Here is an 11,809-nt window from a genome sequence, read left to right as displayed (position 1 = left end):
ACTTAAGAGTCTACGAGTGCAGGATACTTACACCAATACGTATCGATTACGTACGGAATCACCCTACAGCGAGGAGGCCGCATTGCGGACAACACCAACTGCGCCCGGCATCGGGCCGATCGATTATCAGCAGGTTTTCGAGGACGTCCCGGTTGCCCTCATGGTCACGCGTCAGCGCACGATATCCGCCTGCAACCTGCAATTCCGGAATATGTTTCGCGCGGACGGCGACGTGCTGATCGGACAGACGGTACGAATTCTTTACCCGAACGAGGAGGCTTTCAGGAGGTTCGGTGCGCGTGTGATTCCGGCGCTGAAGAAGTTTGGTCGAATCACCGAACCTCGCGCGATGCAGAGGCTCGATGGTGAGCTCTTCTGGGTGAACGTGACGGGCGTCAGCGAACATCGTGACGACCCATACCGCGAAGCGCTCTGGTTCTTCTCCGAGATGGGCGTCGCAGCAAGTCTGTCAGGCGGAGCAAGCTCCGCCAACAAGTTGATCGCAGCGGCCAAGAATTCGATGACCAAGCGCGAACGCGATGTGGCCGCGTTGCTCATCCAGAATCAGACTGCCAAGGAGATCGGCATAGCGCTTGGGATCAGCCCTCGGACAGTCGAGGTCTTCCGAGGAAAGCTGCTCAAGAAATTCGATGCCCCTTCAACACACGAGCTGGTTAAAACGCTCCTCGCGTAGGGTCACCATCGCGTACTGGCTGTGAGGTCAGAAGGTGCATCGCTAAAAGATTGGGTTGCGCCAGAAAATCGGATGGTCGCGTTCATCTTCATCGGCCGGACCCTCACTGCGGCAGTCGTTTTCTGGCGCGCCGTCTTTGCGAGATTCGCCGCGACGGTGCCAGGCTTCGACAAATTGAAGCTTGCGATGCCCCAGACATGCGGCGATCGCTCTAGCGTACGCAATCTGCGCCGGTTGACTTGCCACCGACTCCGTGACTATTCTCGCTTCACATGAATGCGTCGCGGCGAGAAGACCGCGCTCAGGAGACTCAGTTGCGTTTCGACCTACAATCGCTGAAGCTGTTTATCGCCGTCTGTGAGCACGGCAGCATCGCGCGGGCAGCAGAATTCGAGAATATCGCTCCTTCGGCTCTCAGCAAGCGCATGTCGCAGCTCGAGGACCTGCTCAAGACTGCCCTGTTCGTGCGCAGCAACAAGGGCCTGGAACTGACAGTCGCGGCGGCGGCACTGCTGCAACACGCCCGCACGCTTCTGCGCGACATTCAACATATGGAGAGCGAGCTGCTTGACCACGCCGAAGGGGTGCGTGGTCAGATTCGGCTACACGCCAGCCTCTCGACCATCGTGCAGTACATCGCCAAAGATATCCGCGTTTTTCTGGACGGACATCCCGGTCTGCGCATCGACCTGCAAGAGAGCCTGAGCCCCGCGGTCGTTCGCGCCGTGGCCGAAAACACCGCGGATATCGGCGTGTTCGGCGGCACCACGGTCACCGCCGGGCTGCAGGTCTATCCCTACCGCAGCGACCGGCTGGTCGTCATCATGCCGCCCGATCATCCACTCAGCCGCGCTGGCCGAGTGAGGTTCCGCGAGGTGGCCGAGTATCCGCTCGTCGGGCCTCAGGAAGGCAGCTATCTGAATTCGCTGGTGCTGCGCGCGGCGGCGGACCTTGACCATCCGCTCAAGCTTTCCATCCGGGTCAATGGTTTCGAGCCGGTACGCAGCATGGTCGAGGCGCGGCTCGGTGTCGGGCTGGTGCCCGAGCATCATGCCGAACGATATGTCAGTTCTGCTCCCCTGGTCGCCGTGTTGCTGGACGAACCTTGGGCCGAGCGGCATTGGAAAATCTGTGTGCGCGAGGCGGAGTCGCTCCCCGCGCCAGTCCAGCTCTTTCTCAAGCATCTGCTTGCAAGTGCGCAGCAGCAAGCCAATCACGAATAGGCAAGCTTCAACCCCGCTTGCGGCCAGGACAACGCACCCAGACGTCCGGTGCCGGACATCGTGACAAATGCCGTCTTCATATCGGCGCCACCGAAGCAGATGTTTGTCACCATGCCGTCCGGCACCGTGACTTGCCGCATCACCTCGCCAGACGGCGCGACCACGGTAATACAGCCGGTGACCAGCGTGGCCACGCAGATATTTCCTTCCACGTCCACTGCCAGACTATCGAATCGCTGGTAACCCGGAAGCCCGCACACGAGACGCCCGCCGTGCGGGGATGGATAAGGATGCTTGCGTGCCCTGCCAGGCGCCTCCAGATCGAAAGCCCATAAGCGCGCCGTCTCAGTCTCCGCCACATAGACGACGCGATCGTCCGGCGACAAACCGACACCATTCGCTGTGGTAAGCGGATAAGCGACTTCGACAATCATCGACCCGTCGGCTCGCCCGTAATATAGACCGGCGTGATCGCGATCGCGCAGACGGTTCTTGCCAAAATCGGTGAAATAAAAGCCGCCTTCGTGGTCGAAGACGATGTCGTTAGGGCCGCACAGCGGATGATCGCCACAACGGTCGTAGAGCGTCGTCAGCGTACCCGTACGCGGGTCGAACCGTTCGATGCGGCCACTCGTATAGCTTGGATGAATACCGGGTCGAGTGCGATTGAGTCCGGCAACGGTACGGAAAAGGAACCCCCCGTTGTTGCAGATGTAGAAGGCACCATCCGGGCCTAAAGCCAAACCGTTCGGCCCTCCGCCTGTTTCCGCAAGGACGCTCACCGTGCCGTCTGCGGATACGCGACTGATGGTCTCACGCTCGATTTCGACCAGCACGATCGAGCCATCAGACATCGCGACCGGTCCCTCGGGGAACATCAAGCCTTCCGCCACGATGCGGACGCCGCTCTCCATGTTTAGTCTCCTCAGTTCAGCGCTTGTCCGCATTCTCGACGAAATGGTTGTCGTATGTAGCCTTCAGGTCGATCGAGGCTTTGCCAATCTCGGGATCGAATGCGGTTAAAACATCGTGCACGGTATGCGCGGCAGCGTCCGTCATCAGGCCATCGCGTGAAATGCAGCTTTGCATGTTGGCGTAGGCACGCGCGAAGACATCCTTCTCGGCTAGCGCATATTGCGGCGGCACGGCGGCGGCGACCTGCTCAGGCGTTGCGTGCGCCATCCAGCGCTCAGCCTCGAGGATGGCATTCGTTACCGCTTGCACGGTGTTCGGATACTTGACGAGAAAGTCTTTGCTTGTGTAGATGGCAGCTTCCGGATAGTCGCCGCCCAGTGTCGCGCGCGTACCGGTTGGGTCTCGCATCACGGCCAACGGAAACAGATCGCCGCTGTCCTGCAGAACGGTGGCGACCGGGTCGTTGCTCATCAACGCGTCGATCTGACCACTGCGTGCTGCGGCAATCGCCCCGGCAGATGAGCCCACACCTATGATGGACACGTCGCTGGGCTTTACGCCAGACTTGCTCAGCAGATAGTTCACGCCCATGTGAAAACTCGATCCGGGCGAGCTCACGCCAATGCGCATGCCCTTGAGGTCCGCATAAGTCCTGACCTTGGCGTGGCTCGCGCGGGTCGCACCAAATACCCAGCCGGGGCACGACGCCAGGGTCACGAACGAGACCAGCTTTTGCCCTTTGGCGGCCATGGTTATCGTGTTGGAGTAGGCACCCGCCACAATGTCGGCGCTGCCGCCCATCATTGCCTGGAGTGCCTTGGCGCCGCCGCTGAATACGCCGATTTCAACTTCCAACCCGGCCTGTTTGAAGTATCCCCGACTGTCTGCAATGACGAACGGCAAGTAAGGAAAGCCGACACCCGCCGCCGCCAGATGTAGCCTGGGCTTTTCCGGTACAGGCGCGCCGCCGGCGGCCGACGCATTCGAGACGGCGGCGAAGGTTGCCAATGCGATAGAAACTTGACGCCAAAGCGCTGCCACGATGGTTTGTCTCCGTTGAAATGTCTCTTGCAGGACCGTGTCGTGAAGCGTTCAACCCTGCACGACGTTCTGCCGCTGCTGCCCGAGGCCCTCGATGCCCAGCGTCACGATATCGCCCGGCTTCAGATAGACCGGAGGCTTTTGCCCCAGGCCGACGCCGGGCGGTGTGCCCGTGGAAATAATGTCGCCCGGCTGCAATGACATGAACTGCGACAGGTATGACACCAGGTAGCGCACGCCATACACCATGGTGACCGTACTGCCGTTCTGATAGCGATGCCCGTTGACTTCCAGCCACATCGGCAGCGTCTGCGGGTCGGCAACCTCGTCTGCGGTAACGAGCCAGGGCCCGGTCGGACCGAAGGTATCCGCCGACTTGCCCTTGGTCCATTGGCCCTGACGCTCCGCCTGGAACGCGCGCTCGGACACATCGTTGATGACGCAATAGCCCGCAACATGGTTCATGGCATCGGCTTCGCTGACGTACTTGGCTGTCTTTCCGATAACCACGCCCAATTCCACTTCCCAGTCGGTCTTGAGCGAGTCGCGTGGAATCTCGATCGAGTCGTTCGGGCCCACGATCGCGCTCGTAGCCTTCATGAAGATGATGGGCTCCGGCGGGACCGTGGCACCGGTTTCCGCTGCGTGGTCAGAGTAATTCAAGCCGATGCAGATAAACTTGCGGGTGCCACCCACGCAGGAGCCCAGGCGCGGACTGCCTTCCACGCGCGGTAACGACGCGGTATCCAGCGCCTTCAGGCGTGCGAGGCTATCCGGTAGCAGAGCTTCGCCGGCAATGTCGGCAACATGGTTCGACAAGTCCCGGATATTTCCCTCGGCATCGAGTAGGCCCGGCTTCTCCTGGCCGGGTGAACCGTAGCGCAACAGCTTCATATAGGTATGCTCGTTTCAGTAGGTGGCGCGGCCGCCAGAGAGGTCGAACACCGCTCCGGTGGTAAAGGAGTTTTCTTCGCTGGCAAGCCAGGCGATCATGGCGGCGGCCTCATTGAGTTCGAGGAATCGGCCGCGCGGGATCTTGCCCAACATGTACTCGATATGTTCGGGCGCCTGCTCCATCGCGCCAGGTGTGCGCGCGACGGCAGGGGTGACGCAATTGACCGCAATGTCGTGACGCGCCAACTCCTTTCCCAGTGACTTGGTCATGGCGATGACCGCGGCCTTGGCCGAGCTGTAGGCCGCCGCATTCGGGTTACCTTCTTTGCCAGCGACCGAGGCAAGATTCACGATGCGGCCATAGTTCTGGCGGACCATTTCCGGGACCACAGCACGGCAGCAGTGGAAAGTGCCATTCACGTCGATATCCATCACCTGCTTCCAGATATCGATCGGATAGTCGATCAGCGGCGCATTCGGGCCGACAATCGCCGCGTTGTTGATCAGGATATCGATACGCCCCATCGATTTCAAAGTGCCCGCGACAGCCGCTTGCACGCTCGCATAGTCGGCAATGTCGACGCGCTCGAAGTGAACGTCGTGCTCGCTCAGCTGGGTACGGGCCTGCTCGATGCCGGCAGGATTGACGTCCCAGACCACGAGCCGGGCACCTGACTCGAGCAGCCGGCGGCCGACCTCAAGACCGATGCCTTGCGCGCCGCCAGTCACGACCGCGACGCGCTCCGTCAGATTGATTTTGTTCGTCTGCAATTTGGTTCCTCACGGTTGAACGCGCACTCAGGCGCTGGCGGCAACGGTCTGCCCGGCCACGGGGCGCCAGCGCAGCAGGTAGTCTTCGATCATCGATACGGCAGTATCGAGCACGAGCGCGAACACAGTCAGCACCAGAATCCCCGCTATGACCGAGTTGATATCGAACACGCCTTCAGCCAGCAAAATCAGGTAGCCAACCCCTTTCTCCGAGCCCAGATACTCGCCCACCACGCTGCCGACGAAGGCGATGCCGATTGCGTTATGCAGGCTCGAAAACACCCAGCTCGTCGCCGACGGCAGATACACGTGCCGCATCAGTTGACGCGAGTTGGCGCCCAGCATCCGCGTGTTGGACAGCACGGTCGGGCTCACTTCGCGGACGCCTTGAAACACGTTGAAGAAGACCACGAAGAAGACGAGCGTCACGCCCAAAGCGACTTTCGACCAGATGCCCAGTCCGAACCAGAGCGCGAAAATGGGCGCAAAGATCAATCGCGGCATCGAGTTCATTGCTTTGATGAACGGATCGAATACGACCGCCAGGAACGGGCTCAGCGCAAGCCAAAGGCCACATCCCAATCCAAGAACCGTACCAATTGCGAACGCAAGCATGGTCTCGACCAGGGTCGTGTACAAATGGCGAAAGACCGAGCCCGTGACGAACCACTCGACAATGCGACGAGCCACACCTACCGGATCTCCAAAGAAGAACGGAGACAGCCACTTCTGATAGGTTCCGAGCCACCAAAGGAACAGGACACCGAACAGAATTGCCAGCCGCGTCACCAGAACAGTGAAACTATTGTTTGGACTAAACTCGATTGCGCGCATAGCTTTTCAGGACCTCGCCTCGAAGCACGTCCCAGATTTGGGTGTGCAGTTGAAGGAAACGCTGTGTCATCCGGATCTCCGACATTTCGCGCGGCCGCTCGAGATCAATCTCGAACTCGGCGATCGGTCGCGTCCCGGGCCCCGCCGACAGCACGATGACCCGGTCGGAAAGCGAGATAGCCTCTTCCAGATCGTGAGTCACGAACATCACGGACTTGCGGTCGTTTGACCATAGTCGCAATAGCTCGTTTTCCATGAGGTGGCGGGTCTGGATATCGAGCGCGCTGAACGGTTCGTCCATCAGAATGATGCGGGGATTGAGCGCCAGGGCTTGCGCGAGACCGGCCCGCTTGCGCATGCCGCCAGACATCTGATGCGGGTATTTCTTCCCATGCCCTTGCAGCCCCACTCGCTCGAGCCATCCACGGGCGACATCCAGCGCTTCTTCGCGCGGCATTCCGCGAAAAATCAAGCCGATGGCAATGTTCTCTTCGGCTGTCTTCCATGGCATGAGCGCATCCACCTGGAACAGGTAGGCAGCCTGTGTGTTCAGACCATGGGTTAGCTTCTTGCCGAACACGCTCAGGCTACCCGACGAAGGCCGGGTCAGGCCGGCGGCCACGTTCAGCAGTGTCGACTTGCCGCAGCCGGTGGGACCGACAATCGAGACGAACTCTCCGTCCCTTATCGTCAAGGTTCCACCAGAAACTGCGGTGTAGGTCTGAGCGCGCTTGCCATTGCCGGCGAACGTGCAGGTCACGTTGTCGAAGCGTAACGCTTCGCGCACTTCGGCTTGTTGGCGGTCGACCGGGACGCTATAGGCTGCGGTGCTCATGGCTGGACCTCCGCCGCCGCCTTTCTGACGAATCGATTGTCATAGGTCGTGGCGAGGTCAATCTTGGCCGATGCTACCGCAGGGTCGAAGGCTGCAAGCACCTCATGCACCGTCTGTGCGCCTTTGGCCGTGATCTCTCCGTTCTGCGCGATGCAGCGGCGGCTGTTCGTGAAGGCCTCGGCATAGAGCGCCTTGTTATCCCCCAAAAACTGTGGCGGCACGTTGTCCGCGACTTGTTGCGGGGTGGCCTTGGCTATCCACTTTTCCGCGCGCACGATAGCATTGGCGACTGCCTGGACTGTCTTGGGATTCTTTTCGATGAAGTCCTGCGTCGCGAATACGCTCGACTCGGGATAGTCCGAGCCGAACACCTTCACATTGCCGTCCGCCGTACGCATGTTCTCGAGCGGTCTCAGGCTGCCATCCTTCGTCAGAATCGTGGCACTTGGATCATTGACGATGAGCGCATCGATCTGCCCGGCGCGCACCGCTGCAACGGCACCGGCCGCCTGCCCCACGCCGATGATCGATACGTCCGAAGGCTGCAGGCCCGCCTTGTGCAGGATATAGTTGACCGCCATGTGCGTGCTGGAGCCTGGCGCGCTCACGCCGATTCGCATGCCCTTCAAATCCTTGGGCGACTTGACGTCAGTCTCGTGTTTCTGAGATACGCCAAAGATCCAGCCCGGGCAAATCACTTGTGCGGCCACCACGACGAGATGCTGACCCTTCGTCGCCATGGTGATCGTGTTCGAATAGGCCCCCGCCACCATATCGGAGCTGCCGCCCAACAAGGCCTCCAGAGTCTTTGAGCCTCCGGAAAATGCGGCGATGGTTACGTCCAGCCCTTCGTCCTTGAAATAACCGCGCTGCTTGGCGACGAGCATGGGCAGGTATGTGATGCCAGTCGACGCCGCCGCAATGTGCAATTCGGGCTTCTCCGGCGTGTCCTTCGCCACTGCCGTGGCTGATGCGCAAACGAGTTCCAAGGCTGCGCACAATGCAACAGCGAGTTTCAGCTTCATGGTTGTCTCCTCCCTTTCTAGGGATGTTGGTGCGAACAACTGCCTTGGACGGACTGGCACTTTGTGATCGGGACGCCGGGATGCCAGCCGACCCAAGGCGCGATCCGCCCTAAACGACTTCTTTGTGCAGGGCTTCGACCACTGCGTCACCCATGTCACGGGTGCCGACGCTTCGGGTGCCGTCCTGGTAGATGTCGGCGGTGCGGTAGCCGGCGGACAGCACCGCTCGCACTGCCCGCTCGACGCGGCCCGCAGCGTCCTCCATCTCGAAGCTTTCGCGCAGCATCATCGCAAGCGACAGGATGGCGGCAAGCGGATTGGCGATGTCCTTGCCCGCAATATCCGGTGCCGAGCCATGCACGGGCTCGTACAGCCCTTTGCGGTCGTACCCTAGCGAAGCCGAGGGCAGCATACCGATCGATCCGGTCAACATGGCCGCGGCGTCCGACAGAATATCGCCGAACAGATTGCCCGTAACGATCACATCGAACTGCTTGGGTCGGCGCATCAGCATCATGGCAGCCGCGTCCACGAAGAGATGGCTTAGTTCGACGTCCGGGTAGTCTCGCCCAACGCGAGTGACCGTTTCGCGCCACAACTGACTCGCTTCCAGCACGTTGGCCTTGTCCACCGAGCACAGCTTGTGGTGACGGCGACGCGCCGCTCGAAAGGCCGCGTGCGCGACGCGTTCAACCTCTGACTCCGAATAACGCATCGTGTTGAAACCCACGCGCTCCCCTGCTGCGTTGGTTTCGAATCCGCGCGGCTGACCGAAATAAGCATCGCCGTTCAGCTCACGAACGATGACGATGTCGAGTCCGTCAACGACTTCCGGCCGCAGGGTCGAAGCGCCAATCAATTCCGGGAACATATAGGCCGGACGGAAGTTTGCGTACAGCGTGAGCGCTTCGCGCAGTTGCAACAGACCCGTTCCGGGTCGACGCTCGCGGGGAATCTCTGCCTCGTCAGCTACGCCTACCGCACCAAACAGAATGGCGTCGGCCTTGCGCGCCACGTCAAGCGTAGGCTCCGGAAGCGGCACGCCGTGCGCCTGGATTCCGGCCTCGCCGATGTGCGCCTCTTGAATCTCGGCTTGAGGTGCCACGACGTGCAGCACTTTGAGAGCCTGTGCCACTACTTCCGGACCGATACCATCACCGGGCATGACTGCAATCTTCATCTGAACTCCTCCAGGGTCGTTTTAGAAAGCGCGCGCCTCAATAAGCGTCGGCACGGTTGCGCTCGAATGCATCAATGCGGTCTCGATGCGAAAGCGTGTAATCGATCTCGTCCATGCCACGCAGCAGGCACTCCTTGGCGAAGGGCTCCATCTCGAACGCATGCGAGGTGCCGTCGGGTAATGTCACCGTCTGGGCACGCACGTCGATGGAGATTCGGCTACCCGCCTTATTGGTCAGGCTTTCCAGAAGCGGAAGAACCACGCTCTCCGGCAGCACGATGGGAAGCAGCCCGTTCTTCAGGCAGTTGATGAAGAAGATATCGCCGAAGCTTGGGGCGATCACCGCCCGGATTCCGTAGTCGTACAGCGCCCAGACAGCGTGCTCACGCGAAGAGCCGCAACCGAAGTTGTGGTTCGCCACCACGATGCGCGAGTCGCGAAACGGCGCCTGGTTAAGCACGAACTCGGGCTTTTCGGCGCCGTCTGCGTCAAAGCGCAGTGCACGAAAAAGGAACTGACCGAAATCGTCGGAGCGGGGTTTTTGCAGGAAGCGCGCCGGCAGAATCTGATCGGTATCGCAATTGATGACGACGATCGGGGCTGCGACTGCATCGAGGTGAGTCAGGCTTTCCATCTCATGCTCCCAGGAGGCGGCGCACATCGATCAGACGTCCTGTCACAGCAGCGGCAGCCGCCATAGCCGGACTCATCAGATGCGTGCGCACGCCCGGCCCTTGACGGCCCACGAAATTGCGATTTGATGTGGAGGCGCAACGCTGCCCGGGCGCGGCGATATCGCCGTTGGTTGCAAGGCACATCGAGCAGCCTGGGAAACGCCACTGGAAACCGGCTTCCTTGAACACGCGGTCCAGTCCTTCGGCCTCGGCCTGCGCTCGTACCTCGTGCGAGCCCGGCACCACCCATGCCTCGACGCCCGATGCGATATGGCGGCCCCGCGCGACCTCGGCCGCGCTGCGCATATCCTCGATGCGCCCGTTCGTGCACGAACCGATGAACACCCGGTCGATCGCCACGCCTTCCAGCGCCTCGTTCGGGGCCAATCCCATGTAGTCGAGCGCCCTCGACATCGCGGCGCGCAGATCGGGGTCCGCCTGCAGCGCCGGATCGGGGACGCGCCGGTCGATGGCGCAGGCGTATTCCGGTGTCGTGCCCCAGGTCACCATCGGAGCGATCCCGGCAACGTCGATATGCACCTCCCGGTCGAAGGTCGCGTCGGCGTCCGTGAACAACTTGCGCCAGTGCGCCATCGCGCGATCCCAACGCTCGCCCTTGGGAGCGTAGGGACGCTGAGCCAGATACGCGAAAGTGGTGTTGTCTGGCGCGATCATGCCGGCACGGCCACCGGCCTCGATGGTCATGTTGCACAGCGTCAACCGACCTTCCATCGAGAGACCCGCGATGGCGGAGCCTGCGTACTCGATGACATGGCCCACAGCGCCGGCCACGCCGATTCGCGCGATCACGGCGAGGATCAGGTCTTTGGCGGTGACACCCGGGCCCGGCGTGCCATCGAGAGTGACGCGCATGTTGCTCGACTTGCGTTGCCACAGGCATTGCGTGGCGAGCACATGAGCCACCTCGGTTGCACCGATACCGAACGCGAGCGCGCCCATTGCACCGTGTGTCGAAGTGTGACTGTCGGCACAGACGACGGTCATGCCGGGCAGACTCAAACCTTGCTCGGGCCCGACTACGTGGACGATGCCGCGACGCGAATCGTCCATGTCGAACAAGGTGATGCTCGACTCGGCTGCGTCACGCTGCAGGGCCTCGATCATGGCGCGCCGCTCGGGGTCGGTTACCGCCGACATGTCGTTTGCCGCGCTGGAAACGTAGTGGTCTGCCGTACCGAAGATTCGCTCGGGGGAGCGCGGCTTGATCCCGCGCTGGCGCAACAGATCGAAGGATTGCGCGGTGACGTCATGAATAAAATGCCGGTCGATGTACAGCAGATCCTGTCCGTCGTTGCGCGACATCACCCGGTGACTTTTCCAGATCTTGTCGTAAAGAGTCTGTGGACCACCCACCCCTTGTTCGAGTTGCATCGCTTCGTCTCACTCCGTCAATGCGCCGTTCGGGAAGGCACGCCTTCGTTCGGCGAGTCAATGTTGTGCGAGCATCATGCGCCAGACGGGCCGCGCTGTACCTGCTTTTTGGGAAAGGCACCATCGTCAAACGCGATGACGAAGCGACACCGCCGCCGGTGATTTTTGGGCCGGTCGGATCGTCGAGGCCGCTTGGCTCGCAATTCGAATCGAATGCGATCCGTGCTTGGCTGGGTGCGATTCGATGAACGGCTACATCGACTGATGGGGTACAGGAATCGGCATTGCGCCGCTTCATCGGGAGAAGTCGTTGGCCGAGCCAACTCGCCCT

At 61.0% G+C, this 11,809-nt stretch carries 12 protein-coding genes; 2 read left to right on the top strand and 10 right to left on the bottom strand.

The window, feature by feature from the left end; genetic code table 11:
- Positions 1-16: 16 nt before the first annotated feature.
- Together NK8_RS37920 and NK8_RS37915 are read left to right on the top strand one after the other, a co-directional pair.
- Positions 17-694 carry a LuxR C-terminal-related transcriptional regulator gene (locus NK8_RS37920; RefSeq protein ID WP_162068449.1) on the top strand — a complete coding sequence of 226 codons (678 nt, stop codon included), beginning with the start codon at positions 17-19 and terminating at the stop codon, positions 692-694.
- Positions 695-1,008: 314 nt separating this feature from the next.
- The gene (locus tag NK8_RS37915) at positions 1,009-1,917 is read left to right on the top strand and encodes a LysR substrate-binding domain-containing protein (RefSeq protein WP_213234321.1); all 909 of its coding nucleotides are present in this window, start codon (positions 1,009-1,011) and stop codon (positions 1,915-1,917) included.
- Here the strand turns inward: NK8_RS37915 and NK8_RS37910 are convergent.
- The 10 genes from NK8_RS37910 to leuC all read right to left on the bottom strand — a co-directional run bounded on the left by NK8_RS37910 (position 1,908) and on the right by leuC (position 11,478).
- A complete protein-coding gene (locus NK8_RS37910) occupies positions 1,908-2,831 on the bottom strand; it encodes an SMP-30/gluconolactonase/LRE family protein (protein ID WP_213234320.1) in 924 nt (307 codons plus the stop codon). The two genes, NK8_RS37915 and NK8_RS37910, sit on opposite strands and share 10 nt — an antisense overlap.
- Before the next feature lie 16 nt (positions 2,832-2,847).
- A complete protein-coding gene (locus NK8_RS37905) occupies positions 2,848-3,846 on the bottom strand; it encodes an ABC transporter substrate-binding protein (protein ID WP_225936686.1) in 999 nt (332 codons plus the stop codon).
- 78 nt (positions 3,847-3,924) lie between these two features.
- A complete protein-coding gene (locus tag NK8_RS37900; protein WP_213234318.1) occupies positions 3,925-4,767 on the bottom strand; it encodes a fumarylacetoacetate hydrolase family protein in 843 nt (280 codons plus the stop codon).
- Between the two features lie 15 nt (positions 4,768-4,782).
- Positions 4,783-5,538: an SDR family NAD(P)-dependent oxidoreductase gene (locus NK8_RS37895; protein ID WP_213234317.1), complete on the bottom strand. Its 756-nt coding sequence runs from the start codon at positions 5,536-5,538 to the stop codon at positions 4,783-4,785.
- Positions 5,539-5,565: 27 nt separating this feature from the next.
- Positions 5,566-6,372 carry an ABC transporter permease gene (locus tag NK8_RS37890; protein WP_162068455.1) on the bottom strand — a complete coding sequence of 269 codons (807 nt, stop codon included), beginning with the start codon at positions 6,370-6,372 and terminating at the stop codon, positions 5,566-5,568.
- Positions 6,353-7,207: an ABC transporter ATP-binding protein gene (locus NK8_RS37885; protein ID WP_213234316.1), complete on the bottom strand. Its 855-nt coding sequence runs from the start codon at positions 7,205-7,207 to the stop codon at positions 6,353-6,355. Before NK8_RS37885 ends, NK8_RS37890 begins: the two co-directional genes overlap by 20 nt.
- Positions 7,204-8,232 carry an ABC transporter substrate-binding protein gene (locus tag NK8_RS37880; protein WP_213234315.1) on the bottom strand — a complete coding sequence of 343 codons (1,029 nt, stop codon included), beginning with the start codon at positions 8,230-8,232 and terminating at the stop codon, positions 7,204-7,206. Before NK8_RS37880 ends, NK8_RS37885 begins: the two co-directional genes overlap by 4 nt.
- Before the next feature lie 109 nt (positions 8,233-8,341).
- Positions 8,342-9,412, bottom strand: a complete 1,071-nt coding sequence (gene leuB / locus NK8_RS37875; protein ID WP_213234314.1) for a 3-isopropylmalate dehydrogenase — start codon at positions 9,410-9,412, stop codon at positions 8,342-8,344.
- A gap of 37 nt (positions 9,413-9,449) precedes the next feature.
- The gene (gene leuD / locus NK8_RS37870) at positions 9,450-10,046 is read right to left on the bottom strand and encodes a 3-isopropylmalate dehydratase small subunit (protein WP_213234313.1); all 597 of its coding nucleotides are present in this window, start codon (positions 10,044-10,046) and stop codon (positions 9,450-9,452) included.
- Between the two features lies 1 nt (position 10,047).
- Positions 10,048-11,478: a 3-isopropylmalate dehydratase large subunit gene (gene leuC / locus NK8_RS37865; RefSeq protein WP_213234312.1), complete on the bottom strand. Its 1,431-nt coding sequence runs from the start codon at positions 11,476-11,478 to the stop codon at positions 10,048-10,050.
- Positions 11,479-11,809 lie beyond the last annotated feature (331 nt).

This window comes from Caballeronia sp. NK8 (assembly GCF_018408855.1).
Taxonomy (GTDB): domain Bacteria; phylum Pseudomonadota; class Gammaproteobacteria; order Burkholderiales; family Burkholderiaceae; genus Caballeronia.
Note: the sequence above shows the minus strand (reverse complement) of the source record. Positions and strands in the feature narration are given on the sequence as shown.

Excerpts from the sequence above, each read along its gene's own strand:
- NK8_RS37910 (WP_213234320.1), bottom strand. The coding sequence starts at position 2,831 with ATGGAGAGCGGCGTCCGCATCGTGGCGGAAGGCTTGATGTTCCCCGAG.
- NK8_RS37900 (WP_213234318.1), bottom strand. The coding sequence starts at position 4,767 with ATGAAGCTGTTGCGCTACGGTTCACCCGGCCAGGAGAAGCCGGGCCTA.
- NK8_RS37890 (WP_162068455.1), bottom strand. The coding sequence starts at position 6,372 with ATGCGCGCAATCGAGTTTAGTCCAAACAATAGTTTCACTGTTCTGGTG.
- NK8_RS37885 (WP_213234316.1), bottom strand. The coding sequence starts at position 7,207 with ATGAGCACCGCAGCCTATAGCGTCCCGGTCGACCGCCAACAAGCCGAA.
- NK8_RS37880 (WP_213234315.1), bottom strand. The coding sequence starts at position 8,232 with ATGAAGCTGAAACTCGCTGTTGCATTGTGCGCAGCCTTGGAACTCGTT.
- leuB (WP_213234314.1), bottom strand. The coding sequence starts at position 9,412 with ATGAAGATTGCAGTCATGCCCGGTGATGGTATCGGTCCGGAAGTAGTG.
- leuD (WP_213234313.1), bottom strand. The coding sequence starts at position 10,046 with ATGGAAAGCCTGACTCACCTCGATGCAGTCGCAGCCCCGATCGTCGTC.
- leuC (WP_213234312.1), bottom strand. The coding sequence starts at position 11,478 with ATGCAACTCGAACAAGGGGTGGGTGGTCCACAGACTCTTTACGACAAG.